Below are 26,974 nucleotides of genomic sequence, written 5' to 3'. Positions count from 1 at the left end.
CATCAGCGCGTTCGATCGACGCACCAATCGGTGGTCATCACTCATACTCAGCTATCGAAGGAAAAAGTTATTCAATAGCGACCTGTGATGTCTAGCAACCACAGGTGACGTGATATGGTCAAAATGGAAACGGCAGAGCTGGAAACCGATCTCAGTTTGTTCAAATACGACTCCCTCGAGCAGTTGCCGCCCCAGTATCGGGACCTCGAGACGTCCGAACGAACCGAACGCATCGAGGCGGCACTCGAGGAACTCGGCGACGACGTCGTGATCCTCGGCCACAACTATCAACGCCAGGAGATCGTCGAGCACGCTGATTTCATCGGTGACTCCTACCAGCTCTCGAAAGAGGCTGCCAACGCGGACGCCGAGTACGTGATCTTCGGCGGTGTGACGTTCATGGCCGAAAGCGCGGACATCATCACCGACGACGACCAGACGGTGATCCTCCCGAGCATGGAGGCTTCCTGTCCGATGGCGGGCATGGCCGAGGCGCTGCAGGTCGACAGCGCGTGGGCCGAAATCACGGCCGCTGCGCCCGACGCAAACATCATCCCGATCACGTACATGAACTCCTACGCTGATCTGAAGGCGTTCTGTGCGAGTCAGGGTGGGCTCGTCTGTACCTCCTCGAACGCGCACAAGGCCTTCGAGTACGCCTTCGAGAAGGGTGACACGGTCCTGTTCTTGCCCGACAAACACCTCGGGGAGAACACGGCCCACAGACTGGGGATGGAAGATCGGATCGCCGAGTGGGATCCGTGGGATCCGGAGGGAAAGGACGCCGACGAGGTTGCTGAGAGCGACATCATCCTCTGGGACGGCTACTGCCAGGTCCACGAACGGTTCACCGAAGCGCACATCGAGCAGGTTCGCGCCGAGCACGATGATGCGAAGGTCATCGTTCACCCCGAATGTCGACGCGAGGTCGTCGAAGCCGCCGACAAAGCCGGTTCGACGGCGACGATCTGCGAGACAGTCGCAAGCGCGGACCCCGGCGAGACGTGGGCGATCGGCACCGAAATCCACCTCACCGAACATCTGAAGCGCTGGCATCCCGAGGTGAACGTCCTCCCGCTGTGTGGGGACGCCTGTATGGACTGCAACGCGATGCGCCAGATCGACCCGAACTACCTCACGTGGGTGGTAGAGGAACTCGTCGCGGGCCGCGAACGCAACGTGATCGAAGTCGCCCCCGAGGAGAAAGACCTCGCCGGACTCGCTCTCGAGCGCATGCTCGAGATTTAACTACCAATGACTGACATATCAGACCACGACACCACGGACGTGCTCGTCGTCGGTTCCGGTATCGCCGGCTGTGCGGCGACGCTTGCGGCGGCGCGGGCGGGCGCAGACGTCTGTCTCGTGACGAAAGCGCAGCGGCCGGAGGACGCAAGCACCGACTGGGCCCAGGGAGGGATCTCGACCACCCGTGGCGACCCCGAGAGCCTGAAAGCCGACATTCTTGCGGCCAGCGGCGACACTGCGGACGAGGACGCGATCGACGTCCTGCTCGACGACGCCGACGACGCCGTCGAAGACGTGTTGCTCGAGACCCTCGAGATCGAGTTCGACGAGGCCGACGACGGGTTCGACTACACCCGTGAGGCCGGCCACTCGAGTCGGCGGATCCTCCACGTCGACGCGATGACGGGCACGCACATCCTCCGGCCGTTTCTCACCTACCTCGACGACCACGAGCGCGTCGAGATTCGACAGGACACGGCCGCTCTCGACCTCATCACCCACGAGGGACGGGTCCACGGCGTGCTGACCGACGAGGCGGTCGATGGTCACCCGATCTTCGCCGGCGCGACGATCCTCGCGACGGGCGGGATCGGCGAACTGTACTCCCGATCGACGAATCCCGCCGACGCCACGGGCGACGGCATCGCCATGGCCGCGCTGGCCGGGGCCGAGGTGGCCGACCTCGAGTACGTCCAGTTCCATCCGACCGCGTACGCGGGTGGCGAGGCACAAAACGACTCGAAGCGGAGCGGCGGAGCCGGAGAGCAGGACGATCCGTTTTTGCTCTCGGAGGCGCTGCGCGGCGAAGGCGCAGTGTTGCGAAACGGCGACGGCGAGCGGTTCATGGACGACTACCACCCCGACGCCGAACTCGCGCCGCGGGATATCGTCGCCCGCGCTGTCGACACCGAGCGTGAAGCGACCGGGGAGGTCGTTCTCGACGTGCGCACGCTCGAGGACGACTTCGAATCCGAGTTCCCGGCTATCGCCGAGAAATGCCGCGACCGGGGGATCGAGGGCGAGGAGATCCCCGTCGCGCCCTGCGAGCACTTCCTCTGTGGCGGGATCGACGTCGACGAGGACGGGCGGACCTCGCTCGATCGCCTCTACGCCGTCGGCGAGTGTTCCCGGACGGGCGTCCACGGCGCGAACCGACTGGCGAGTACGAGCCTGCTCGAGGGCCTGGTCTGGGGGCTGCGTGCAGGCGACGACGCGGTCAGCGAGGTGCAACGCACCTCGAGGCGGAGCGGTGACACCGCGAAGCGGTTCGAACCAGCGGTCGTCGAGGCACCCGCGCTCCGAAACAGCGACCCCGAACTGCCCGAGCGGTTCGCCGCCGAGAAGTTCACCCGCCTTCAGCGGACGATGGACGAGTACCTCGGCTTGGAACGCGATCCCGAGGAGATTGCTCGTGCGGGAGCCGTTCTCCGACGGCTCAAAGGCGAGGTCGACGCCTACACCCGCACACGGACGTCCCGAAGCCTCTACGAACTGCGAAACGCCACCGTCACCGCGCTGTTGATCGCGCGTGCGGCCGCGGAAAACCCGGACTCGAAGGGCTGTCACTACGTCTCGTCCGAGCCGACCGAGCGACCGGCCCCAACACGGTAGCCCTACTGCCGTCTCGTCGCGATTTTCTCGGAGTCGTCCTCCAGCAGGGACGTCTGCGGTGACTGGTCAGCTTCGGTGGACGATTCTGAGACGACTCGAACGTCACGCTGTGGGAACGGGATCTCGATCTCTGCTGCAAGCAGTTCCGTGTAGATCGCTCGGTTGAGCTCGTGTCTGGTCTTGTTCGCACGAGTCGGCGAGCCGACCCAACAGAGGAGTTCGTACTCGAGCGCGGAGTCGCCGAAGGCTCGAAAGCGCATCCGCGGCTTCGGCGAGTCGAGCACGAGCGGTTCGTCGACGGCGAGCTCCGTGACGAGTTCTTCGAACACGTCGATGTCGGTGCCGTAGGCGACGCCGATCGGCACCTTGAGCCGTCTTCTGCGCTGTGGGGCCGACTGGTTGATCACCTTCGCGGCGTTCAGCGACGCGTTCGGCACCGTGACGAGTACTTCGTCGCGCATCATGAGCGTCGTCGACCGCACGCCGACCTTGACGACCGTCCCCGCCTCGCCCGAGTCGAGTTCGATGTAGTCGCCGAGTTTGTACGTGTCGTCGAAGTAGAGCGCGATCCCACCGAAGAAGTTCGCGACGGTGTCTCGAGCAGCGAAGCCGACGGCGATCCCCGCGACGCCGGCCGCGCCGAGCAGCGGCGAGATGCTGTACTCCCACAGCGACAGCAAGACGCCGACCGTGCCGATGACGACGACGAGCGTCCAGACGTTCGAGAAGACGGGTGCGAAGTCGAACCGCGACCCCTTGTCTTTGACCTCCTCGACGAACCGGTTGACGATCCGGTTCGACGCGAACGCCCACGCGACGATGATGACCGACAGCGACGGCTTCCCGAAGAACGTCTCGAGCTGTGCGGGCGTCAGGAGGACGTTCTGACTCACCGACGGCAGCTGTGTGAGCAGATAGACACCCGTCAGCGCCGCCGTCAGGACGACGGGTGCGCGAAGCTCCCCGACGAGGATGTAATCGTACTCGGTCTTCGTTCGGCTGGTGTATCGCAACAGCGTCCGCAGTACGAGCACCTCGAGTAAGACAGCGAGACCGACCGAGGCGCCGATCAACAACAGTGTGGCCTGCCAGGCCGGAACTCCCTCGAACACCCGTGTTAGAACACTGGTAACTACCTCGACCATGACAGACTCTCGGCGAAGAGTGAGTTAACCGTTTCTACGGACGGACAATCAGGGTCTCGAGTCTATTCCGGGATGCCGTGAGACGCGTTCGATCGACCGTCAGCCGGCTGAAACGGACCGTTTATTTTCGCTGCGGCCGCATCCGCAGGCGAGACATGATTCCCGACACACAGATCGAGGGCTGGCTCCGCGAGGACCTCGGCCACCACGACGTCACCAACGAGGTGCCGGGCGAGACGTCCGGCCGACTCGTCGCGAAAGAATCCGGCGTCGTGGCGGGCCTCGAGGCCGCTCAATCTGTTTTCGACTACCTTGGCGTCGGCGTGGTCGACGCGCTCGAGGACGGCGCTGCCGTCGATCCCGGCGACGAACTCCTCCGCGTCGAGGGGCCGGCCCGCGACGTGCTCCGCGGTGAACGCGTCGCGGTCAACCTCGCCGGTCACGCTTCGGGTATCGCGACGGCGACGCACGAGGCGGTCGAGGCGGCTCGCACCGAATCCGACGACGTTCGGATCGCCGGGACCCGAAAGACGACGCCCGGCCTGCGCGGCCTCGAGAAACGCGCTGTCGTCGCTGGCGGCGGCGACACGCACCGACTGGACCTCTCGCATATGGTCATGATCAAGGACAACCACGTCGCCGAGTTGGGTCTCGAGGGCGCGATTTCCCACTTCCGTGAGCGCGTTTCTTTCGCGACGAAACTCGAGGTCGAAGTCGAAACCGTCGACGACGCCCCGCGGGCGGCCGCGGCGGGAGCCGATATCGTCCTGCTCGATAACATGGCTCCCGACGACGCCTCGGCGGCCGTCGACGCGCTCGAAGACCACGATGTCCTCGCGGAGGCCAGCGGCGGGATCACCCTCGAGGACGTTCCCGACTACGCCGCCACGGGTGTCGACGTGATCTCGATGGGATCACTCACACACTCGGCACGATCACTCGACGTCTCGTTGTATACGGGGACAGAGTAGGCTGTCCCGAACGGATAATGAAAAGAGCGGTTCCGTCGGTCGAATCGGCCCTCAGCCGGTCTGCTGTAACGGTTTCCCGGTGAAGCTTGCAGGACGATTATGGTTGCACCGGAAACGACGTACAGTAGTCCGTATCAACGGCGTCGGCGAGCGATGAACAGTGCGGCTACCAGCACCACGAGCAACGTCATCGAGACGCCGAATCCGGGAGTCCCGTCGTCGCCGGTTTCGTCGTTGCGCGCATGGTTCTCATCAGCATCGCTCTCGTCGTCTTCGCCGGCCACGTCGAACGTCGTCTCGTAGGTTGCGGCGTTTCCGGCGACGTCGACAACGGTCACCGAGACGGTGTAGGAGCCGCCAGCCTCGACGGCCATCGTGTGTTCGGCCGCCAACGACGTGATACTCGAGCCCTCGTCGCCCGTCACGTCGATGCCGTCGACGGCCAACCGAACGTCGCCGACATCGACTCCCGATAGCTCGTCGGCGTACTCGAATCGGACGGTGAGCTCCTCAGTCGTTGCCTTGAGCGTCGTCCCGTCGGTCGGGAAGGCAGACACGAGCTGTGGCGGCTCCTCGTCGGCGATCAACGCGCCGTACGTCGAGAAGTGGGTCACGTCGGCGACCAGGAACGGCTGATCGCCGACCTGTTCGACAGTGGTGTCGACTGGGTCCCACTGACTCGCGGACTGATCGTAGTAGTGGATCTGTGCGTCGGCAACACTGGAACCGCTTGGAACGGCGGTCTCGTCGACTGCCATCGAGATCGTCGCGTGCTCGATCGTCCCCTCCTCGAGGTGGTACTCGAGGAAGCTGTCCAACTTGGCCGTGATGAAGCCGACGCCGAGGTCGCCGCCGCCGACGTTCGGGTTGATGCTGTTTTCCGACAGTGCGAGGAACAGCTCCTGGGCGTTGATCGCCTCGTCGGCGTCGTCGGCGACCTCGAACGCGATCGAGGTTCCCGATTTGTCGATGATGATCTCGCCGTCGTTCAGCGTAAAGCCGGTGTTGATGATGACCGACGCAGTGTCGGTCCCTTCGTTGCCCGCGTGGTCGACGCCGACGACGGTGACGGTGTACTCGCCCGACTCCTCGAACTCGAGTGTGCCGATGAACTGGGTGTCGGTGGCCTGAATCATCGTAATCGTCTCGGTCGACGTCGAGCCGTCTTGAGTGGGTAGTTCGACGGTGACCGACGAAAGCTCCTCGAGCGGTTCGTTGCTGTCGACGACGACGACCGTCGCGTCGTTGCTGTCGACGTTCTCGACCGAGACCGACATCGAGGGACCGTTGCGATCGATCACGAGCACCTCTTCGGCGACCGCCGCGTCGCCGGTGCCACCGGCGTCGACGGCGACGACGGTGAGCCCGTAGCGGCCATCGTCGGGAACGTCGGCCAGCGGCACGTCGATGGTCCAGCGGTCGCCCGTCACATGGGTTCCGGCTGCCGAGACAGCGTACGTGGTTTCGCGGGACTGGACGAGGAGCGTCACCTCATCAAGCGGAACGTCGGATTTGACGTGGACGGCGACCGTCGCACTGTGGCTCGTGTACACGAGCGGCTCGCCCGTCTCCAGGTCGAAGCCGGTTCCCTGCCCGTCGACGGAGACGATGTCGACGTCCACAGTACCGAACTCGACCTCGACGGTTCCCGCGTCGCGATCTCCCAGCCGGAGGTCGTACGTGCCCGGCTCGTCGATGGCGTACGAGACGTTGAGCGCGCCGAGGTAGTACCAGCCAGGAGCGAGTTCGGGCGACTCCTGAGAGCCGAGGACGACCTCCTCTCCTGTCTCGACGTTCTCGGCGACGAGGTCGACCGTCTCGCTGCCCGCGATCGTGCCAGCCTGGTAGATGCTTCCCGTGACGAACGCCTCCTCACCAGCGAACAGGTCGACAGCTGAGGTTCCGGCGGCGATGACGATGATGTCGGAGGAGGCGGCCTCGACCTCGACGGTGCCGGCATTGCGGTCACCCAGTCTGAGATCGTACGTGCCCGGCTCGTCAATGGCGTACGAGACGTTGAGCGCGCCGAGGTGGTACCAGCCGGGAGCGAGTTCGGGCGACTCCTGAGAGCCGAGGACGACTATCTCACCGGTATCAACGTTCTCGGCGGTGAGTTCGATCGTTCCGCTGTCCACGATCGTTCCCGCTTGATAGATGCTGCCCGTGACAAACGCCTCCTCGCCCGCGACGAGGTCGACAGCTGAGGTTCCGGCGGCGATCACCTGGACGTCGGAGTAGGCGGCTTCGACCTCGACGGTGCCGGCGTGGCGGTCACCCAGCCGGAGGTCGTAGGTGCCAGCCTCGTCGATGGCGTACGTGACGTTGAGTGCGCCGAGGTGGTACCAGCCGGGAGCGAGTTCGGGTGACGCCTGACTACCGAGGACGACCTCCTCTCCTGTCTCGACGTTCTCGGCGACGAGGTCCACGGCCTCACTGCCCGCGATGGTGCCAGCCTGGTAGATGCTCCCGGTGACGAACGCTTCCTCGCTCGCAACGAGATCGACTTCGGAGGTGGACGCAGCGATCACCTGCACGTCGGAGTACGCGGCTTCGACCTCGATGGTACCAGCCGACCGATCGCCGAGCGTGAGTTCGTACGTGCCTGCAGTGTCCGGCGTGTACGAGACGTTGAGTGCACCGAGATGGTAGAATCCGGGTTGGAGTTCGCCCGTCTCCTGGCTGGCGACGACCGCGACCTCACCGGTGTCGACGTTCTCGGCCGTTAGTTCGATGGTCTGGCTGCCCGCGACGGTGCCCGCCTGATAGAGGCTGCCAGTGACGAACAGTTCCTCGCCTTCCACGAGTTCGACCGCCGAGACGGATGCGCCGACGACCTGAATGTCGGTGATGGCCTCGTCGACGGCGACGGTCCCGACGACGCGGTCACCGAGCGTGAGGTCGTACGAGCCCGCGGCCTCGGGCGCGTACGAGATGTTGAGCGCGCCGAGATGGTAGAAGCCAGGCTGCAGCGAGACGGTCTGCTCCCCGACGATCCGCGTCTCGTTCGTGTCCAGGTTCCGCTCCTCGAGGACGATCCGTTGTGGCCCGTCGTCCGTCCCGGCCTGGTAGATGCTACCAGTTACGAACGTGGTCTCGCCCTGGACCAGTTCGATCTCTTCGACGCTGGCTGCGGTCACGCGAATGTCGCTATTAGAGGGGAGTACCTCGACGGTGCCGGCCGGACGGTCGCCGAGCGTGAGGTCGTAGGTACCTGCCTCGTCGATGGTGTACGAGACGTTGAGCGCGCCGAGATAGTAGTAGCCGGGGGCGAGTTCGGGCGACTCCTGCGTCCCGAGGACGAACTCTTCGCCGGTGTCGACGTTTTCGGCGGTGAGTTCGAACGTCTCGCTGGCTTCGATCGTGCCGGCCTGGTAGATGCTCCCCACGACGTAGGCCTCCTCGCCTGCGACGAACTCGACGACGGACGAGGAAGCGGCGATGACGGTGATATCGGAGTAGGCGGCTTCGACCTCGACGGTGCCTGCATCACGATTACCCAGCCTGAGATCGTAGGTCCCCGCCTCATCGATGGTGTACGAGACGTTGAGCGCACCGAGGTAGTAGAAGCCGGGAGCGAGTTCGGGCGATTCCTGACTCCCGAGGACGATCTCCTCGCCCGTCTCAGCGTTCTCAGCGACGAGGTCGACCGTCTCGCCGGCTTCGATCGTTCCTGCCTGATAGATGCTCCCGACGACGTGCGCCTCCTCGCCCGCAACGAGGTCGACTTCGGAAGTCGACGCGCCGATAACCAGAATATCGGAGTAGGCGGCTTCGACCTCAACGGTCCCTGCCGACTGATCACCGAGCGTGATGTCGTAGGTGCCAGCCTCTTCGATCGTGTACGAGATGTTGAGCGCACCGAGGTGGTACCAACCGGGAGCGAGTTCGGGCGATTCCTGACTCCCGAGGACGATCTCATCGCCGGTGTCGACGTTCTCGGCAATGAGGTCGAACGTTTCGGTGCCCGCGATGGTCCCTGCCTGGTAGATGCTCCCGACGACGTACGCCTCCTCGCCCGCGACCAATTCGATCTCGGAGGTGGATGCAGCGATCACCTTCACGTCGGAGTAGGCGGCTTCGGCCTCCACGGAGCCTGCATCGCGATCACCCAGCCTGAGGTCGTAGGTGCCCGGCTCGTCGATGGCGTACGAGACGTTGAGCGCACCGAGGTAGTAGAAGCCGGGAGCGAGTTCGGGCGATTCCTGACTCCCGAGGACGATCTCCTCACCGGTGTCGACGTTCTCGGCAACCAGGTCGAACGTCTCGCTGCCCGCGATGGTCCCCGCCTGATAGATGCTCCCGACCACGTACGCTTCCTCACCGGCGACGAGCTCGGTTGACGAGCTGGACGCCGCGATCACCTGAATGTCGGAGTACGGATTGTCGACCGTGACGGTGCCGACCAGCAATCCGTCGAGCGAGAGGGTGAACTCCGTCTCTGCAGCCCCGTCGGAGATGTCGTCCTCGGTCGGCGTCCACGTGAGCTCTGCGGCGCCACGAGCCAGTCCCGGCGAGACCGTCACCGTCGCGTCGTCGACTGCCTCGCCGTCGACGAACAGCGTCACGGTTCGCTCGCCGCCGGTCGTCCCGAGGTTGTAGAAGTCCCCGACGACGGTCAACGTGTCGCCGACGTCCACGGTGTCACTCTGTGCGCGAGCGCCATAGAGGACGATTTCGGCATCCTCGTCCACCGGATTCACGGTAACGACGGCGGTCGCCGCGTCGTCGTCACTGCGCACCTCGAGCGTGCTCGTTTCGGCCACGTCGTCGGCAGTGGTCGCCCACGAGAGCTCGATCGCCACCTCGTCGCCAGCGGAAAGCGAGGTCGACGCCGAGTCCACGACCGCGCCGTTGGCGAGCAACTCGACGGTCCCGGTCCCGTTTTCGGCACCGACGTTTTCGACGACTGCGGTCACGTCGAGCGTTTCACCCGCTGTTACCGGCGACGTGGTCTCGACGATGCTCACGGTAAAGAACGGGGCATCGGGCTCCGGTTCGGGGTCGGCCGGCGTGGCCGCGCCGCTACCACCGCCGCCACCGCTGCTGCCGCTGCTATCGCCGTCACCGGGATCCGTCGAACTCCCTGTGGCGAACACACCGAACGTCGCGGACAGGTGGCTCTCGTCGATGCCGGTCGCGAACACGTACTGCTGGTCAGTGTCGACGCCGGTGACGTACGTAGCATCGGTCGGCGCGATCCACTCGCCGTCCACAAGCCGCCAGATCGCGAGCGCGTTCTCGTCAAGCGACTCCACGTCGGCGGCCTCGTAATGGAACCGGAGGTGCTCGACGTGAGTCGTGCCGGAGCTGTGCGGCGTGACTCGGAGGAACGAACCGAGCGGGGTCGAGTCCGCGGGGAGCGTGCTCGGCGACACTTGCGACGTTCCGACACCACGGGCAGAAAGTGAGACGACCGTCCCGTCGATGTCGACGCGGTCGAACTCGTTGTTGGGGCCACCGTCCTGTGAGACGAACGGCGTTCCGGTCCCGTTAAGAGACACCTCCCTGACCGTATTCCCGACGCTGTCGGAACCGAAGTTGACAGCGGTGTTAATTCCGTGACCGATCTCGCCGAATTCGACGAGGTTACCTTCAGCCCTGCTCACGAAGGTAACCGCCGATCCGGTATTCGAGGCCGTTGTCAGGTCCCGGAACGTGTTGTAATTCGCGACGCTGAGCGAGACTGCCGCCCCGTCGTTGTCGGTCACGGAGACGTTTTCGAAGACGTTGTTCTGGGGCGTACTCCCCGATCCGATCCCGGTGAGTCGGACCGCACTCCCATCGGTACCAGTCACGGTGACGTTCTCGAAGGCGTTGAAGCTCGCCGTGTTCACCTGAATCCCGTGCCAGCCGTTGTCGTTCGCGACAACATCGGTGAACGTGTTGCTGTTGCTCTGTACTTCGAGGCCGTAGTTCGCGTGGCGCTCCGTGGTGAGGCCGACGAACTCGTTGCCAGTGCTGAACGAGATCCGAACACCGGAGCGCCCGTCGGTGACGACGACGTCCTCGAACTCGTTGTTCGATGAGCCGAACAGATACACCGACCCGCGGCCGCTGAACGTCGTGGCCGCCTCGTTGCCGGTCGCCTCCACGTCGCTCACCACGTTGTCGTCGCTGGAGCTCAGCGACAGCGCCCGTCGGTTGTTGTCTCGAATCGTGAGGTCGTTGAGCGTGTTTCCGTGTGAGGCCGACAGGACTACGCCCGTAGAGCCGTTCTCGACGACGACATTCGATAGCTCGCTGTCATCGACGTTTCGGAACCGCACACCGTTGCCCCACCCCTCGAGAACGAGGTTCGTGACGGAGACGTTCTCAACCCGTCCGTCGACGCCAGTGACGTGGACACCCCAATCGTTTCCAGTCGCGTTCGACGCAGCGATCGTGTGCCCACCGCCGTCGACGGACACGTCGCTCGCCGTGATCGTGATACAGGTGTCGTCACCGCTGAGGTCGCTGGACAGCACGTAGTTACCCGCTGTGTCGATGACGCGACAACTCGTGATTTCGACGGCGGTGGCCGCACCGATGGCGACCGTGCGGCCGTCGCTATCGTCCTCGGTTCGGACGGTCACGTCGCCGGTTCCGTCCGGCGCGTTCGACCAACTGAGAACGAGCGTTTCGGTCGCGTCAGCCGCCAGCGTCAGCGACGTGGAATCGACGACCGTCGTTCCGTCGAACGCCACGAACTCGATGGTCTGTGTGCCCTCCGCATCGCCAATGTTGGCGATCGTCGTGGACACTTCGAGCGTGTCTCCCGCCGCGATCGGCTCGTTAGTGTCGTCGATCGTCACCGCGAAGAACGCCCCAGCGGACGGAGCGTCGACCGTCACAATCACCGTATCCGCGCTGTACGGCGAGACGACAGAGAGATCGAAGACGCCGGTGTCGTCCCCAGTCGTCTCCCAAGAGAGGTCGATCGGCTCACTCTCGCCGTCCCCGAGCGTCACCTCGGTGCTATCCAGACCGGTCGCGCCGTCGTCGGCAATGAGTTCGACTGTTTCGGTTCCGGACTGATCACCCATGTTGGTGACGGTGGCCGTGACGACGAGCGTCTCACCGGCAGTTATCGGTTCGTTCGTGTCGGTGATCTCGATGTCGAACTGTGCGCCGACTGGGTCTGATTCGCCGCCCACGTCGGTCGTGAGCCACGGATCGAACCAGAAGCGGTCGTCATGCGAGTCGTGTTCGATCGAATCGCCCAACCCGTCAGCGACCGCCCCGGTCTCACGGTCGACCGCGCCGCCGCTCGGCCCGCTCGCATCACCCCACCAGTTGCTCGTGATGTCGATCAGCTGATTAGTTTCGTGGTTAATTCCTCTGTTGGCATTGTTCTGGATGACGTTTTCGTTGATTCTAAGCGCGTCCTGGCTGGAGGGGGTGTCCGCGATAGTCACCCCGTTCGTGTTCTCCTCGAGACGATTTGCCTCGACGGTCACGTTCTCGAGATTGCTCCCTTCCAGACGAACCCCATCAACGTTGTCCGTGGCGGTGTTCTCACTGATTGCCATCGCTCGGGTGTCCGAGACCGTATCCCGGACGAGAATCCCCGTGTCGGCGTTGGCGGTGACCGTGTTCTTCGTGACGGTGACGTTCACCGCGCCGTCCGTTTTGATCCCACTTCGCTGGCTGCCGGACACGTCGTTTTCGTCGATGACGACGCTCTCGGCGTCGATCGCGTGGATGCCGTGTTCGCTGCTGGTCGTCACGTCGTTGCCACGGACGGTCACGTCCCGCGGCCCGCTGATCCAGATCCCGTCTCCGCCGCTTCCGGAGACAGTGTTCCCCTCGATGAGCCCATTACGCGCCGCAGTCGACGTCGATCCGAACACAGCCACGCCGCTGTTGTCGCTGTCTGCGATCACGTTGCTCCGGACGATGACTTCTCGCGCCTCGCTCACCGACACGCCCGACAGCTCGTTCTCGAGAATATCGTTGTCCCGGACGATGACGCCGTCGGACTGGACACGAATCCCGTGCCCGTCGTTCCCGTCGACGGTGTTCCCCTCGAGAACGGTGTTGGTCGCGGACCCCGTCACGAACAGCCCAGTATTCTGGTTGTTCGTGATCGTGTTCCCCGAGACGGACACATCGTTTGAACTGCGTACGTGGAGGGCGGTTCCCTGATTCCCTTCGAGATGGTTGTCGGTGACGGTCGGGCCATCGGCCGTCCTGAGTCCGATCCCGCGTCGGAGGTCGCCGCCGACGTTGTCGGTGACCGTGTTGGCCTCGATCAGCGCGTTTGTCGACCCGTAAACGTAGATGCTTCCCTGTTGTCCCTGGGGCGCATCTGTGACCGTGTTTCCGCGGACGGTCGCATCGTCGGAATTCCGAACGTAGATGTTGGTTTCGTGGTTCCCGCTCGCGTCGTTGTTCTCGATCGTGTTCCCGCTGGAACCGGACAGATGAATCCCGCCGTGGACGTTGTTGAACGCATTCGACACCTTCCCCTGTGCGTTATTCGTCAGCGTGTTCGATTCGATGGTGACGTCGTCGCCGTTCCAGTTGAGGATGCCACCGTCGTTGTTTCGAACCTCGGTGTTGCGAACCGTTGCCTCGTGAGCGTCTTGGAGATAGATCCCGATCCCGCTCAAGCCGTTGATCTCTTCGAACCCCTGAACGACGACTCCGTCGATGGTGACGCCCGTCGCACCCGAAACGTGGATACCGTGACCGAACACGCCGTCGCTTCCGTCGAGTACCGGCTGTGACCCATCCGATGCGATGAGCGTCAGATCGTCTTTGTCGATGAACAGCGCTTCCTGATAGGTACCGTCCCCGACGCAGATCGTCTCGCCGGGACTGGCAGCGTCGATTGCGTCCTGAATAGATTCGTCTGCAACGACACATGTGCCATGATCGCTCGTCGCTTCGAGGCCAGCCAGCTGCTCGAGCGACGATCCGTCGCCATCACCTGTTGTAGAACCAACAGCCACGAACGGAACCATGATGGACGTGACGAGTAAAACGGAGAGCACGACGGCGAACGATCGAGTACGGACCTGAGAAAAACGTGACTTCCACTCTAGCAGACTCATAATAGTTGTTATATATTTATAAATATATACTCGCGCTGACTCGATGGTAACCGTTCAGGTTACCCCGAGGTAAGTGACCACGCTCCGCCATCACACCCCGACCGCATCCCGGACTCCACGCTCATTTCGTGTCAGTTCTCGGTTGGCTTGCGATCGACTCACTCGGTCAGAGTTCCAGTATCGGGGAGTATATCACGTTCCTCCCACGTGTACCAGACGATGACGGCCGCGAGTGGTGTTCGCGACGAAACCGCGCTCGCCGTATTGGCGCTGCTCTCGAGGAAGTGGCATCCGCGAATCGTCATGGCACTCCTCGACGACGGCCCGCTCGGGTTCAACGAACTTCACGACAGTCTGGATGGCATCTCGGGAAAGGTCCTCTCCCAAAACGTCGAGTCACTCCGCGAACACGGGCTTATCAGTCGCATCGTCGTGAACGAATCACCGCTTCGCGTCGAGTACGACATCACCGACGCCGGCGCAGAGTTAGAGCCGGTGTTCGAGACGCTCGCGGGCTGGGGCGATCACCATCTCAACGCCTCCAAGCCTAAAATCGTGATCGCCGATCGCGATTCGCGGCTCACGGAACTCTACCAGCAGTGGCTCGACTCCGAGGCGATCGTCTACGGAGTCCACGACGAGCGGACGCTCCGAGAAGCGCTCGACCACACGATCGACGTCGTCGTCTACGACCGACAGTTCGCCGCCGAGGGACCAGCACGTGTCGACGAACTCGCTCGGCACGCAAACAACGCCTGTCGGACCGTGTTGCTTACCGCCGACCGACCCGGACTCGACCTCGTTGACGTTCGCTGCGATACGATCGTTCGGAAGCCGGTCTCGAAACCGACGTTTCTCGAGACGGTCAACACGCAACTCGAGCGCGTCGGCCAGCCCCCGACCGAACGGACGTATCACGCGCTGCTCGAGAAACGAACCGCGCTCGAGGCGGCGTACACCGCTGCTGCCCTCGAACAGAGCGAGCAGTACCACATACTCTGTGATCGGCTCGACCAGCTCTCGTCGTCCTCGAGTGACGAGTGAGTCACCGAATCGACCGGCGGAACGGCAGAACGGCTAAGCTATTTCTCACGGTAGCTCCACCCAGGACCGTGTTCTCGATGATCGGTTGGGAGTGGCAGTGGACCGCCTTTACGCCCATCCTCGTGGCAGCAGCGATCGTCATGGGGACGATCGGAACGTACGCGTGGAACAACCGGGATGCGACTGGCGCAGTCCCGTTCGCCGCACTCATGGCAGCCACCTCGCTGTGGGCGTTCGCGTACGCGCTCCAACTCGCGGGGGCGACCGTGGCGACGAAACTGTTCTGGGCGAATATCGTCCATATCGGCGTTGCAATCGTCCCTGTCGCGTGGTTCTGTTTCGCACTCCAGTTTACCGGGCGAGGCCACTGGGTGACACGCCGTACGATCGGGGCGCTCTCGGTCGTTCCCGCCGTTTACCTCGTGCTCGTCTTTACGAACGAGGCCCACCGGTTCGTTCGGGTTCCGCTGGGCGTCGAAGCTGTCGCCGACGCGTCGTTTCTGATCTTCCGTCAGGAGTTCGGACCGGTGTTCTATGCGCACGCAGCGTACGGATACGCGCTCATGATCGCTGGCGTCGTCTTGCTCGTCCAGCTATCGATCTGGTCACCGCGGATCTACCGGCGACAAGTCGGACTGCTCTTAGTCGGTGCGGCCCTACCGATGGCGACGAACGCGATCCACCACGCCGGATTTACACCCGTTCCTAACTTCGATCTCACCCCGTTCAGTTTCACCATCACAGGCATCGGGTTTTTTATCGCGATCTACTACTACCGGCTGCTCGACCTGACACCGGTCGCCCGCAACATCGTCGTCGGCAACCTTCGGGAGGGAGTGATCGTCACCGACCGCGATGACCGCATTGTCGATCTGAACGACGCCGCCGAACACCTGCTTGGACTCTCCGAGGACGCGATCGGCACACGGTTCGACACGCTGCGTCCCGACCACGCCATGGCCCTCGAGCGCGGTTCCGATGGCGAGACAGCTACGGGCGAACTCGTTGACGAGCGTCGCGGCGAGCGTCGACAGCTCGAACTCACGTCGGCTCCTGTCTACGACGTTCGCGGGGAACGCATCGGTCGGTCGATCATCGTTCGCGACATCACGGCAACCCGAGAGCTCGAGGCCGAACTCGAGGCGACGATCGATCGGCTCAGACGATCGAACGCCGAACTCGAAGCGTTCATGGGTGTTATCTCACACGATCTTCGAGGACCGTTGCGGACGACCGAGCAGTATCTCGCCTTGTTCGAACGTGAACATCGATCGGCGATTGACGCCGACGGAACCGAACTCCTCGAGGTTGCACGAAAGAACACGGATCGAATGCAGGAGATGATCACCGACCTGCTTGCGTACTCTCGGATCGGGTCGGTCGACGACGAGTGGACGGCGGTCGACTGTGACCGAGTGCTTGACGATGTCATCGACGCGTATCGATTCGAAATCGACGATCGAAACGCCTCCGTAACCCGTGACGAGCTGCCGACAGTGTGGGGTGTTCCACACCAGCTTCGACAGCTGTTTCAGAATCTGATCGGGAACGCACTCAAGTACTCGAGCGACGGGCCCCCGACGATCCACGTGGCTGCGACGCGAGCCGACGACGGGTGGCGGGTGACCGTCGAAGACGATGGCGTCGGGATCGAGCCGGACGACCTCGAGTACGTCTTCGAGCTCTTTACCCGGGCCGACCGCGCTGGAACGGCGTCGGGATCCGGAATGGGGTTGGCGATCTGTAAGAAAATCGTCGATCGCCACGGCGGAACGATCGAGATCGATTCGACACCTGATGTCGGAACGACAGTCGCTGTCACCGTTCCCGACGGCCCGTCGGGTCGAAAGAAATAGCCCGGTTCAGTTCGAACCGGCTGCCTAATGAGGGGGATTCGACCGACAGTCGCCGAACTCGACTCTCGGAGGGGGTGGCTGTCAGGCCGATGACTGCAGGCGAGCCACTGGCGGTGTTACTCGTCGAAGACAGCGACGACGACGCGCGCTACATCGAACGACTGGTGCTCGAGCACCGCCGCGATCGGCACGAGCGGAGCGATATTGCCGCGGAGATCAGCCGACTCGACCGCGTCGAACGCCTCGGCGATGCACTCGAGGTGCTCACGGACGACGGCATAGACGTCGTCCTGCTCGATCTCCAGTTGCCCGACAGCCGCGGTCTTGACACCGTCAGCGCAGTCACAGCACACGCCCCGGGCGTGCCGATCATCGTCTTGACCGGACGCGACGGCGGCGACATCGGTGCGCGAGCGATCCAGCGGGGGGCTCAGGACTACCTCGAGAAAGCACACCTCAGCGCCGCGCTCATCCACCGAGCGATTCGCTACGGACTCGAGCGAAAGCACCAGCAACGAACGCTTTCGGAAACGAATCACCGACTCGCCGTTCTCAGTCGGCTCCTCAGGACCGACATCCGAAACGAACTGAGCGTCGCGCTGGGCTGGGCCGATGTGCTCGAGCCGCAGGTCACTCCGGACGGGACGGCGGCGTTCGAATCGATGCGGGGTGCCACCCAAAACGTCGTCGAGTGCGTGGACATGGCAGCCGACGTGGCGACAGCACTCGAGACCGACGTCGAAGCGACGACTGCGTCTCTCGACCTCGAGGCCGTCCTCGAGACCGAACTCGAACAAGCACGGCACAGACTGCCGGCAGTCGACATCGAGTACCGTCCCGCATCGGCCGATCGACGCCCGGTACCGGTCCTCGGAACGCCGTTGCTCTCGACCGCTATCGCCCAGCTCCTCTCGGCGCTCGCCCGTCACGCCGACGGCCCCCAGCCGACGATCACCGTTGCACTCGAGTCGGACGACGACCGTGTGATTGTCTCGATCGGCGGCGAAGCTATCCGCCTCCCGCGCACACAGCGGGCGTTTCTCGCCGCTTCCGAGCGTCGGATCGACGAAGGGCCGGACGTGAACGTCGGCCTCTATCTCGTGCAGACGGTAATCGATCAGGCCGGTGGCGAGATCTCGATCGCGGACGACACCCCGGGGACGACTGTGTCGATCCACCTCAAACGAGCCCCCACGGACGACCCGAGTGGCGTCGCCGAGCGCTGACCGGACTCGAGTGACTCCCGTTCAAACACAGCACCCATCACGGGCTGTGACTGGTCTGATTCTAATCCAGATGGAGAAGTCACCACTCACGGTCTGTTCGAGTCGGTATGCGAGGGCTGGGATTTGAACCCAGGGACCTCTACAGGAGCGGGTCTTAAGCCCACCGCCGTTGGCCTGCTTGGCTACCCTCGCACAGAAGTGCACTCGAGGATAGTACCCCACGTGGAATGTGCGTTTCGATGTCGATGTCGGCGATCACACGGACGGCTATCGGTGAGTTACCAGTCAACACTTAACGTCCCGTCACCGTGTGGGTCGGGTGCGATCTCCTCGTCGGTTCGGCGGTCGATCACGTGAATACAGCCATCGTCTTTTTTCGCCGGGCAGACCTCCGCCGCACGGACGTTGTGGTCAAGGTCGTCCTCACCGAAAAAGTACGTGGTGGGCTGGGCGAGCCCCGATGTGATCGACAGCTCCCAGTTGTCGCTGACCTCAGCACACTTGCCAGCGCCAAAGCACTTGTTGGCCTCGAAGATGAGCTTGTAGGGCTTTTCGTCGATCGGTGGTGCATCCGACGAGCCGATGTCGCTCGCGCGCTGGATACCGTCGTCGCTCATTGAGGAGGGATTCGTCGCTGTGGTCTTTCGCGTTACGGTCGAGCAGCGCCACGCGTGGCTGTGACAGCACCGGAGACGAGGCCGACGGCAAGCGGCTGTAGTTACGACGAGCGTTCTGCGAGCGTCGGTTCGGGAAGGGCGTACGCAACACCGGTTTGCTCGCTCGAGACGGCCCACAGCCGGCGGGCCGTCTCGCGGTCGTACGAGCGGTCCGACGACGCCTGCCGCTCAGGAGTACCACGCATATTCATGAATCCGCCAGGACCATAGTACGCCCCGCCCTCGACGTCCAGCGCGGTCGCGGCGTACAGCGTCGGCAGTGCACCCTGTTCGGCAGGCTGTGCCAGCACCGTGTTCGCGACCCGCGTTGCCGCTTGAATCACACGGCCACGGTCCTCGACGCCGCGTGACTGCAGTTGCGTATCGGCGTATCCGGGGTGGACCGCGACGCTGACCGCGTTAACGCCGCCTGCGCGAAACCGTCGCTCGAGTTCGTACGCAAAGAGCACGTTCGCGAGTTTCGACTGACTGTAGGCGTCCCACCTGTCGTAGCCACGCTCGTCGTGAAGGTTGTCGAACGCGATCTCGCCGCGTTCGTGAAGGCCACTCGAGACGGTGACGACGCGTGCCGGTTCCGAGCCATCGGTCCGCAGGTCGTCGAGCACCAGCCCCGTGAGCGCGAAGTGACCCAGATGGTTGACGCCGAACTGGGTCTCGAACCCGTCGGCGGTCTCCCGGCGCGGGATCGCCATCGTCCCGGCGTTGTTGATCAGCACGTCGGTCGATTCGTCGCCGAGACGGTCTGCAAACGCGCGAATCGACTCGAGACTCGCCAGATCACATGGTTCGACGCGGAGGTCTGCACCGGGGACGTCTACCCGGATATCCCGTGCTGCGTCCTCGCCACGGTCGGTATCCCGGCAGGCCATGACGACCGTCGCACCGTTTCGGGCGAGTTCGCGGGTGGTCTCAAGGCCGATGCCGCTGTTTGCGCCCGTCACGATGGCTGTGCGGTCTCGTTGCTCCGGAATGTCGGCGGCAGTCCAGCCCATGCGTGTGCGAACGGGTGCGACACAACTAAGCATACTGTTCGCGGTACTCCACGACGGCGGGCAGGGAGTCGGCGCTGTCTGTTCTGGATGGCAGCAACCGTCGTAGACACAGTGACAGCAGTCCGTATCAGGACAGCGTTCGTGACGGTTACTATCTTTTTCGAGGAGAGAATCTCGTCCTTCAGGACGGGCGTGAATCCGACGACGCCTACACAGTCCACGTTTTGCAGCAGTACGGATATTTAAGTTTCATTCTGTCGTAGCATGACATACACCGAGGCGGTCACACCGCCCACTCAAATGCACAATATCGGGACTCCGAGAACCAGAACGTTCGAGACACTCATCTCGAACCGCTGTGGTGTCTCGGTACAAGATAACTCCGAGTCCCATGTCGGGATAGGAGTAACGGCGGTGTGGCCCCGTCCTCAGAAATCTTTGATTTCTGATGGGCTGCACGAGAACTCCGTTCTCGTGAACGCCATCGGCCTGTCATGCCGACAGGTCGTAAACCAGTAAATATCCCAACTCAGCGGTGCGGTGCCGTGGGAAGCCTTGCCGTTTACGGCAAGGAGGAGGTCACACAGTACACGCAGTCTTTTGTGTCTGGCGAACTAATACCATGATATGCCTCACGGTCAAGACGTCGAAAACGACACGTCAGATATCACATCCGAGTACGAGTGTCTCCAGTGTGGAAAAATCGTCACGGCCGAGACCAATCCCGGCAAATGCGAGGCCTGTGGCGGTGATTTCCACAACCGAGCGAAATCAGTCGAGTAGTCGTCCGCCCGCGAGACCGGCTGCTCGAGTCGTGCTGTTTCGGTCCAAAAACGGGGACTCGCTCGAAACGCCAAGCGGTGGCGTTACTCGTAGTTGACCGAAACCGACTCAAGGACGACTTCCGTTCGTGGTTTGTCGTTCGGATCGGTGTCGACGGAGCCGATCTCGCGGACGACGTCCATGCCGTCAGTGACTTTGCCGAAGACGGAGTGGCGGTCGTCGAGGTGGGGCTGGGCGTCGAGCGTGATGAAAAACTGCGAGCCGTTGGTGTTCGGCCCGGAGTTCGCCATGCTCAGAACCCCCGCATCGTCGTGGCGCAGTTCCTCGTGGAACTCGTCGTCGAACTGATAGCCGGGGCCGCCGCGACCGGTTTCGGTCGGGTCGCCGCCCTGAATCATGAAGCCCTCGATGACGCGGTGGAAAGCGACGTCGTCGTACAGCGGCTCGCCCTCGACTTCTTCGCCCGACTCGGGATCGGTCCAGGTTTTGCCACCAGTTGCGAGGCCGACGAAGTTATCGACGGTCCGCGGTGCGCGGTCGTCGTACAGTTCGACATCGATGTCTCCCTTGTTGGTGTGAAGGGTCGCAGTAACGTTTCCCATAGCGTCAGCGACGGCGGGCCGACAGAAAACGATAGTGGTCTCGAGTTGCGGCGGCTCTCAGGAAGTCACAGCCCGGACACGACGGCCTCGAGCGACACGAGGCGGCCGCAGGTACATATTACCGGCCGTGGAACGACCGAGCATGAGCACTGGGACGCATACCGCAGAGGAGGTCACGCTCGCACGGCTCCCCTCCGGCATGGCGGTGACGACGACGATTCACCGGTATCACGGCGTCGAAGACGGGCCGACCTGTTACGTTCAGGGTGCCCAGCACGGTCGCGAAATCAACGGCGCTGAAGCGCTCCGACGGTTTCACGAGCGACTGCCCCTCGAGGAGCTGTCGGGAACCGTCGTCACCGTTCCCGTCGCGAACCCGCTGACGTTCGATCGCGTCTCCTATACGACGCCGGAGGTACTCGATAGCGTCAATCCGAACATGAACCGGATCTGGCCCGGCGACGCTGAGGGGAGTCTCCACCAGCGCATGGCCGCCCGGCTCTGGGAGGAGATCAGCCAGGCAGATGCTATCGTCGATCTTCACACGGGTAGCCCGGATATGCTTCCCCACGTCGTCTATCAGGAGGGTGACGACGATGCTCGACAGCTCGCGGAAGCGTTTGGAACCGGTCTCTTACTCTCTGAACGGGCCAACGACGACGCCAGAGACGAGTGGCACCGGCGCGGATTCGCGGGCAAACTGCGTGTCGCCGGTGCCGACGCAGGAATCCCGGCCATTACGCCCGAGCTCGCACACAACAAGCAGATCATCGAGGCCGTCGTCGAGATCGGTGTCGACGGGCTGCTCGACGTCTGCCGGTACCTTGGGATGCTACCTGGTGACATCACCGAGCGAGACCAGACGGTCGCTCGAAACCATCTCGGACAGGTAACTGCCACTGAATCTGGCCTGTTCCGTCCGGAGCCGACGCTCGAGGTCGGCCAGTTCGTCAGTGAAGGGACGACGGTCGGAACGGTGTACGATCCGACGACGTACGACCCACTCCACGAGGCGGTGACTGATCGAGGCGGCCTGCTCTACGTCCTCACACAGGAGGCCACCGTCGTCGCGGGCGACCAGCTTGCAAGCGTCGCGTTGGTCCGCGAGGCGTGACCAGCAGCGAACGCGATTCAGCAGGTCGAGAACCCACCGTCGACGACCAGGCCGTGGCCGCTGACGAACGACGATTCGTCGCTTGCAAGAAAGAGCACCGCGTTTGCGATCTCTTCGGGCGTGCCCAGGCGCTTGAGGGGATACTGCTCAGCCAGTTCCTGGTGGGCCTGCTCCGGCTCATCCTGCGTCGCCAGATACTGCTCGAGCATTTGCGTTTCGGTAAAGCCCGGACAGACGGCGTTCGCCCGGACACCGTACGGTCCCGCTTCGGCGGCGATGGTCCGGGTCATGTTCAGAACGGCGGCTTTGGTCGTCGAGTAGGCGGCCTGTTTTGGAAGCCCGAGGATGCTCGCCAACGAGCCGATGTTGACGATCGAGCCGTGACCCTGTGTTTTCATGTGTGGCAAGGCAGCGTGACAGCCGTTCCAGACACCCTTGATGTTGACGTCGATTACGAAATCGCGGATCCCGTCATCGATCTCCTCGAGGCTCCCCCCGGGGTGGCCGGTGCCGGCGTTGTTGATCATCACGTCGAGACCGTCGCGCTCGGCAACTTCGTCGACGACAGCGTGGACGGCCTCGCTGTCGGTGACGTCGAGGTCGGCAAACGCCGCCTCGCCACCAGCGTCTTCGATCGCAGCCACGGTCTCCTCGCCGCCGTCGGTATCGATATCCGTCACGATCACCCGCGCGCCCTCATCGGCACACCGTTTGGCCGTTTCCTCGCCGATCCCCGACGCTGCACCAGTGATAACAACAGTCTTGTCTTCGAGTCGCATACACCCATCATCGTACGCACATTATATAAATTCGTTCACTATTTGAGGACAGCGACGATCAACTGTTCGGAGAAGATCCAGAAACGTCGAACAATGGTAAGCCATCGTCTGGACTGTACATGTCGTGTCGACGATGGAATCTCAAACGACGAACGAAACCCGGTGTGTCGGGACTCAGAACGCCCGCAGCTCCTCGAGCACTGCGTCGGCGCTGCCGTCTGCAATGACCTCGCGAGCCTGCGCTAACCCCTCCTCGAGCGTGTCGACGTCCTGGCGGGCGTACATCCGGAACGCGCCGTTGAGCGCAATGGCGTCGGTGAACGCGTCGTCGCGCTCGCCAGCGAGGACGGCTTCGGTGATCGCCGCCGAATCGGCGGTGACGTCGTCGACTGCGAGGTCGTCGCTTTCCATCGCCATGCCGTACTCGGCGGTTTCGATCTCGTAGTCCTCGAGTTCGTCGTCCTCCTCGCTCCATTCGGCGACTTTCGTATAACCGGGGCGAATGTCGTCGTAGCCTTCCATTCCCTGGAAGAAGATCGCCCGCGAGAACTCGAGTTGTTCGCTTTCTCTGAGGAGATCAGTCAGCTTCTTCGCGAACGCGAGGTGGTAGAACGAGCCGAGGTGGACGTCGGCGTTTGCGGGATTGGCGACCGTCTCGATCGTGTTGACGAACGTGCGGACGCCCATCTCGTCGCGTCGTTCGTAGAGGTCCTGAATACCCGGGTTGAACGCGGGCTGATAGTAGAAGCCAAAGCCGGTTTCGTCGACCATCTCGGCGCTCTCGGTTGGCTCGAGGTCCGTCCGCACGCCGAGTTCATCGAGGACGTGTTTGTACGCCGTCGCCTTCTGAGTGGGGACGCGATCGCCGGAGTGGACGACGACCGGCGTGCCCGCAGCCGCAGCGACGATTCCAGCCCCGACGCCGAGGACGGCCGAGGAGTGTTTGCCGTCGTAGTTTGCCCCGCAGTCGACGGGATCGACGTCGGGTTCTGCGGTCACGACCGACTCCTCGCGCATGACGTCGGTGTAGGCCGCCAGCTCCTCGGGGGTGTTTCGCTTCCAGCGATTTGCCAGCCAGAACGCACCGAGCGTCGTCTCGTTGGGCTCGCCGGCCAGAATCCGCTGGAAGGCCTCTCGAGCCTGCGCGTGGCTCATGTCGTCGGCAGATTTTGGGCCGGAGCCGACGACGGCCGTCAGCAGCCGTTTAAGCGGCCATTCGCCGAACTCCTGGGCTGAGTGAGTCATGGAGTGCGGTTTGGAGGGGCCAGCCAAAAGCCTCCCGCTTCCGGGAGTCAACACGAGAGACGCGGTCGAACGAGCCGTCTCGATGAGCCACGACCGACGCGACTCGGCCGTAACGCAGCGATGGACAGGTGCACGCTTATCCGGACTCGAGGTGAGTCTCACGCTGTGAGCGAGACGACGGACGCGGCGTCTTCCGCTGACGCCTATCGCGGTGAGCCGTCGCGGCGGAAACTGCTCGAAATCGCCAGATACTACCTGTTCATCGGCATCGTCGGCTTCGGCGGGCCGCTGGTTCACATCGCGATGATGGAGTCCGACCTCGTCGGCGAGGACAGCCGCGAGTGGACGGACGAGTCGACGTTCATGGAGGGGCTCGCGATCTGTAACACCCTCCCCGGCCCCGCCTCGACACAGCTCGGCATCTTCATGGGCTGGATCTACGCCGGCAATCCCGGCGCAGTTGTCGCCGGCTTCTTTTTCATGCTGCCGACGTTCGTCATCGTCGTCTTCTTTTCGTGGCTCTACTTCGCCTATCAAGCGGTGCCGTCGGTCGAAGCGCTGTTTTACGGCATCAACCCGGTCGTGATCGGGCTGATCGTCGGGGCGTCGTGGTCGATGGCACAGAGTGCGCTCGCGGAGGGACGGACGGACGCCGAGTTTCGGCTCGGTGCGGAGACGTGGTCGATCGATTACCTGCTGGTGGGGCTGCTCGCCGCCGCAATCGTCGTGACGGCCACCATCGGCACCAATCCCGTCGTGCAGTTCGTCGTCGCCGGGGCGATCGCGGTCGGCATCTACCGCTCGACGTGGGTCCGGCGGAACTGGCGTCGCGTTTCGGTGTGGACGATCGGCGGAGCGATCACCCTCACCGCGTTTACGCTTCGCGATCGGCTATTCGATCTCCTCGGCCCAGCGGCACGACGGACCATCGAAGCGAGCCCGCTGTGGGGACTCCTCCTCGCAATCTGGGCGAACCCGTGGGTGCAACTGTTCGCGTTCATGATCTATACCGGCTCGTTCATTTACGGCGGTGGGCTCGTACTGATTCCCTTCATCGAACTCTACGTCGTCAGCGAGTTCGGCTGGATGACCGGCCGCGAGTTCGTCGACGGGATCGCGATCGGCCAGCTCTCGCCCGGCCCGGTCGTGATGACGACGGCCTTCGTCGGCTACAAACTCATGCTCGACACCTACGGTCTGGTTTCAATTGCCGTCGTCGGCGCGTTCGTCGCGATGGTCGGTGCCTTCGGCCCCTCGTTTGCGTTCATCATGGGTTTCTTCCCGTACTTCGCGAGGGTTCGGGAGAACGATATCGTCCAGTCGGCTCTCGTCGGCGTCAACGCCGCGGTCGTCGGGGCGATTCTGGGTGCGACCGTGACACTGGCGCTCGAGTCGTTCGTCGACAGCTTCACCGTCGCTTTGGCAGCCGTAACCAGCGTGCTGTTCGTCCGCGACGTTCACGCCGCGTTCCTCATCCTCGGTGGCGGTGGCGTGGGTATGGCGTGGTACTTTCTCGTCGTCTAGGCACAAAAAATGGCCCCGTTGTTTTTCCACGTGTGCCCCTGGGACCGCCATCCACGTTTTCGGATGGCACGTAGACGTACATGAGTCCGCTCAACAAGATGATTGCCTAACTGGTTGGGTTCGATACTGCCTGAATTGTCTCTGCCGCGACACCCCCTCTCGAAGAGACAGCACCGAACTCGGGACGTCTACCCAGACGTCGACCGCCCGCACGTTTATCAGTTATACCGCGGCCAACCAGGGCATGTCACGCCGACAGCGACCATCGCGACGAACGGTCCTCCAGACGCTTGGCTCGCTCGGGATGGCGACAGTAGCCACCTCGACAACCGTCGGTGCGGATCTCGGCCGTGGTGACGATCGAGCAGGCGATACACGGTGCCGGTCGACGAGAGACACGCCGGACGACATCCCGGACGGCGCAACACGGTACGTCGCCGTCGTCGATCGAATCGTCGACGACAGACACGTCGTCTTGTTGCTCGAGGACGGCGGCGAACTCGTCGATCAACACGTCGAACCCAGAGTCTCGTTCGAGGCGATCGCAGAACGCGATATCCTGCAAGTCGTCCTCAACGACGACTCGCTGCTGGCGTACACCCATCTGTCGAAGCGACCGGGGCGCAGTGCCAGCTCTGAGCAGGACAGGGTCGTCTCCGATCTCGCAGCGTACACGGCATCGAACCCCTCCGAGCAGGACTGATGTCTCGAGGTCGAGTGGCGAGTCACCAGTAGAATCACGGGAGGTGCAGCCGAACCGAACACTATGGGTGAGAACATTCCGGTTCGGGTCGTCACCGAGGCTGCGGAAACGACTCTCGAGGTCGAACGCGGCACGACGCTTCGGGATGCACTGCTCGAACGCGACTTGCCGGTGTACGGGACCGTTTCGCGACACGTCAACTGCGGCGGTCGAGGGCTGTGTGCGACCTGTACCGTCGAGGTCGATCCCGCACCGGAACCGACCCACTGGCACGATGCTGCAGCCGTCCGATTCGGCTATCCACGACTCTCCTGCTGTCTCGAGGTCGAGGAGCCGCTGACAGTCTGGCTCATCGACAAGCACGTCTGGGGACAGATCGTTCCGCGCCAGTTATCGCCGGCCGATACCGACGACTGACC

The 26,974-nt window shown here is 63.2% G+C and carries 18 protein-coding genes and 1 tRNA gene; 11 read left to right on the top strand and 8 right to left on the bottom strand.

Going from position 1 to position 26,974, the window contains the following annotated elements; all coding sequences use genetic code 11:
* The first annotated feature begins 114 nt into the window (after window positions 1–114).
* Window positions 115–1,248 (top strand): quinolinate synthase NadA, encoded by a 1,134-nt coding sequence (gene nadA, locus BW940_RS13855; RefSeq protein ID WP_076609813.1) that lies wholly within the window; start codon window positions 115–117, stop codon window positions 1,246–1,248.
* A 6-nt stretch (window positions 1,249–1,254) separates the two neighbouring features.
* Window positions 1,255–2,859: an L-aspartate oxidase gene (locus BW940_RS13850; protein WP_076609812.1), complete on the top strand. Its 1,605-nt coding sequence runs from the start codon at window positions 1,255–1,257 to the stop codon at window positions 2,857–2,859.
* A gap of 2 nt (window positions 2,860–2,861) precedes the next feature.
* Here the strand turns inward: BW940_RS13850 and BW940_RS13845 are convergent, their stop codons facing one another.
* Window positions 2,862–4,004, bottom strand: coding sequence for a mechanosensitive ion channel family protein (locus tag BW940_RS13845; RefSeq protein WP_084776770.1), 1,143 nt, complete (start codon window positions 4,002–4,004; stop codon window positions 2,862–2,864).
* Window positions 4,005–4,159: 155 nt separating this feature from the next.
* Between BW940_RS13845 and nadC the strand changes: the two genes are divergently transcribed.
* Entirely contained in the window at window positions 4,160–4,975 is an 816-nt protein-coding gene (nadC, locus tag BW940_RS13840) for a carboxylating nicotinate-nucleotide diphosphorylase (RefSeq protein ID WP_076609810.1), read from the top strand.
* Between the two features lie 134 nt (window positions 4,976–5,109).
* Here the strand turns inward: nadC and BW940_RS13835 are convergent, their stop codons facing one another.
* Window positions 5,110–13,950 (bottom strand): right-handed parallel beta-helix repeat-containing protein, encoded by an 8,841-nt coding sequence (locus BW940_RS13835; protein WP_076609809.1) that lies wholly within the window; start codon window positions 13,948–13,950, stop codon window positions 5,110–5,112.
* Between the two features lie 279 nt (window positions 13,951–14,229).
* Between BW940_RS13835 and BW940_RS13830 the strand changes: the two genes are divergently transcribed.
* The 3 genes from BW940_RS13830 (at window position 14,230) to BW940_RS13820 (ending at window position 18,136) form a co-directional block, all read left to right on the top strand.
* Window positions 14,230–15,054, top strand: coding sequence for a winged helix-turn-helix transcriptional regulator (locus BW940_RS13830; protein ID WP_076609896.1), 825 nt, complete (start codon window positions 14,230–14,232; stop codon window positions 15,052–15,054).
* A 77-nt stretch (window positions 15,055–15,131) separates the two neighbouring features.
* Window positions 15,132–16,910 (top strand): sensor histidine kinase, encoded by a 1,779-nt coding sequence (locus tag BW940_RS13825; RefSeq protein ID WP_076609808.1) that lies wholly within the window; start codon window positions 15,132–15,134, stop codon window positions 16,908–16,910.
* An 89-nt stretch (window positions 16,911–16,999) separates the two neighbouring features.
* Window positions 17,000–18,136, top strand: a complete 1,137-nt coding sequence (locus BW940_RS13820; RefSeq protein ID WP_076609807.1) for an ATP-binding response regulator — start codon at window positions 17,000–17,002, stop codon at window positions 18,134–18,136.
* Between the two features lie 108 nt (window positions 18,137–18,244).
* Here the strand turns inward: BW940_RS13820 and BW940_RS13815 are convergent.
* The 3 genes from BW940_RS13815 to BW940_RS13805 form a co-directional block, all read right to left on the bottom strand.
* Window positions 18,245–18,328: transfer RNA gene (locus BW940_RS13815), tRNA-Leu, on the bottom strand.
* A gap of 86 nt (window positions 18,329–18,414) precedes the next feature.
* A complete protein-coding gene (locus BW940_RS13810; protein ID WP_076609806.1) occupies window positions 18,415–18,753 on the bottom strand; it encodes a ferredoxin in 339 nt (112 codons plus the stop codon).
* A 101-nt stretch (window positions 18,754–18,854) separates the two neighbouring features.
* A complete protein-coding gene (locus BW940_RS13805) occupies window positions 18,855–19,805 on the bottom strand; it encodes an oxidoreductase (protein WP_076609805.1) in 951 nt (316 codons plus the stop codon).
* 627 nt (window positions 19,806–20,432) lie between these two features.
* Between BW940_RS13805 and BW940_RS21085 the strand changes: the two genes are divergently transcribed.
* On the top strand, window positions 20,433–20,588 hold the full coding sequence (locus BW940_RS21085; RefSeq protein ID WP_143823902.1) for a rubrerythrin-like domain-containing protein: 156 nt from the start codon (window positions 20,433–20,435) through the stop codon (window positions 20,586–20,588).
* Window positions 20,589–20,671: 83 nt separating this feature from the next.
* Here the strand turns inward: BW940_RS21085 and BW940_RS13800 are convergent, their stop codons facing one another.
* Window positions 20,672–21,190, bottom strand: a complete 519-nt coding sequence (locus BW940_RS13800; protein ID WP_076609804.1) for a peptidylprolyl isomerase — start codon at window positions 21,188–21,190, stop codon at window positions 20,672–20,674.
* A 142-nt stretch (window positions 21,191–21,332) separates the two neighbouring features.
* On the opposite strand from BW940_RS13800, the gene BW940_RS13795 reads away from it, so the two are divergent.
* Window positions 21,333–22,304: a succinylglutamate desuccinylase/aspartoacylase family protein gene (locus tag BW940_RS13795; RefSeq protein ID WP_076609803.1), complete on the top strand. Its 972-nt coding sequence runs from the start codon at window positions 21,333–21,335 to the stop codon at window positions 22,302–22,304.
* Between the two features lie 17 nt (window positions 22,305–22,321).
* On the opposite strand, the gene BW940_RS13790 is transcribed toward BW940_RS13795, so the two are convergent.
* Together BW940_RS13790 and BW940_RS13785 are read right to left on the bottom strand one after the other, a co-directional pair.
* Window positions 22,322–23,083 (bottom strand): SDR family NAD(P)-dependent oxidoreductase, encoded by a 762-nt coding sequence (locus BW940_RS13790; RefSeq protein ID WP_076609802.1) that lies wholly within the window; start codon window positions 23,081–23,083, stop codon window positions 22,322–22,324.
* A 174-nt stretch (window positions 23,084–23,257) separates the two neighbouring features.
* Entirely contained in the window at window positions 23,258–24,328 is a 1,071-nt protein-coding gene (locus tag BW940_RS13785; RefSeq protein ID WP_076609801.1) for an anthranilate phosphoribosyltransferase, read from the bottom strand.
* 165 nt (window positions 24,329–24,493) lie between these two features.
* Between BW940_RS13785 and chrA the strand changes: the two genes are divergently transcribed.
* The 3 genes from chrA (at window position 24,494) to BW940_RS13770 (ending at window position 26,972) form a co-directional block, all read left to right on the top strand.
* Window positions 24,494–25,852 carry a chromate efflux transporter gene (chrA, locus tag BW940_RS13780; RefSeq protein ID WP_173834893.1) on the top strand — a complete coding sequence of 453 codons (1,359 nt, stop codon included), beginning with the start codon at window positions 24,494–24,496 and terminating at the stop codon, window positions 25,850–25,852.
* Between the two features lie 244 nt (window positions 25,853–26,096).
* Window positions 26,097–26,555 carry a hypothetical protein gene (locus BW940_RS13775; protein WP_076609799.1) on the top strand — a complete coding sequence of 153 codons (459 nt, stop codon included), beginning with the start codon at window positions 26,097–26,099 and terminating at the stop codon, window positions 26,553–26,555.
* Between the two features lie 63 nt (window positions 26,556–26,618).
* Window positions 26,619–26,972: a 2Fe-2S iron-sulfur cluster-binding protein gene (locus tag BW940_RS13770; RefSeq protein ID WP_076609798.1), complete on the top strand. Its 354-nt coding sequence runs from the start codon at window positions 26,619–26,621 to the stop codon at window positions 26,970–26,972.
* Window positions 26,973–26,974: the final 2 nt, after the last annotated feature.

Source organism: Natronorubrum thiooxidans, from assembly GCF_900156475.1.
In the GTDB taxonomy this organism is placed as follows: Archaea; Halobacteriota; Halobacteria; order Halobacteriales; family Natrialbaceae; genus Natronorubrum; species Natronorubrum thiooxidans.
Note: the sequence above shows the minus strand (reverse complement) of the source record. Positions and strands in the feature narration are given on the sequence as shown.

Excerpts from the sequence above, each read along its gene's own strand:
- nadA (WP_076609813.1), top strand. The coding sequence starts at position 115 with ATGGTCAAAATGGAAACGGCAGAGCTGGAAACCGATCTCAGTTTGTTC.
- BW940_RS13850 (WP_076609812.1), top strand. The coding sequence starts at position 1,255 with ATGACTGACATATCAGACCACGACACCACGGACGTGCTCGTCGTCGGT.
- BW940_RS13845 (WP_084776770.1), bottom strand. The coding sequence starts at position 4,004 with ATGGTCGAGGTAGTTACCAGTGTTCTAACACGGGTGTTCGAGGGAGTT.
- nadC (WP_076609810.1), top strand. The coding sequence starts at position 4,160 with ATGATTCCCGACACACAGATCGAGGGCTGGCTCCGCGAGGACCTCGGC.
- BW940_RS13830 (WP_076609896.1), top strand. The coding sequence starts at position 14,230 with ATGACGGCCGCGAGTGGTGTTCGCGACGAAACCGCGCTCGCCGTATTG.
- BW940_RS13825 (WP_076609808.1), top strand. The coding sequence starts at position 15,132 with ATGATCGGTTGGGAGTGGCAGTGGACCGCCTTTACGCCCATCCTCGTG.
- BW940_RS13820 (WP_076609807.1), top strand. The coding sequence starts at position 17,000 with ATGACTGCAGGCGAGCCACTGGCGGTGTTACTCGTCGAAGACAGCGAC.
- BW940_RS13810 (WP_076609806.1), bottom strand. The coding sequence starts at position 18,753 with ATGAGCGACGACGGTATCCAGCGCGCGAGCGACATCGGCTCGTCGGAT.
- BW940_RS13805 (WP_076609805.1), bottom strand. The coding sequence starts at position 19,805 with ATGGGCTGGACTGCCGCCGACATTCCGGAGCAACGAGACCGCACAGCC.
- BW940_RS21085 (WP_143823902.1), top strand. The coding sequence starts at position 20,433 with ATGCCTCACGGTCAAGACGTCGAAAACGACACGTCAGATATCACATCC.
- BW940_RS13800 (WP_076609804.1), bottom strand. The coding sequence starts at position 21,190 with ATGGGAAACGTTACTGCGACCCTTCACACCAACAAGGGAGACATCGAT.
- BW940_RS13795 (WP_076609803.1), top strand. The coding sequence starts at position 21,333 with ATGAGCACTGGGACGCATACCGCAGAGGAGGTCACGCTCGCACGGCTC.
- BW940_RS13790 (WP_076609802.1), bottom strand. The coding sequence starts at position 23,083 with ATGCGACTCGAAGACAAGACTGTTGTTATCACTGGTGCAGCGTCGGGG.
- BW940_RS13785 (WP_076609801.1), bottom strand. The coding sequence starts at position 24,328 with ATGACTCACTCAGCCCAGGAGTTCGGCGAATGGCCGCTTAAACGGCTG.
- BW940_RS13775 (WP_076609799.1), top strand. The coding sequence starts at position 26,097 with ATGTCACGCCGACAGCGACCATCGCGACGAACGGTCCTCCAGACGCTT.
- BW940_RS13770 (WP_076609798.1), top strand. The coding sequence starts at position 26,619 with ATGGGTGAGAACATTCCGGTTCGGGTCGTCACCGAGGCTGCGGAAACG.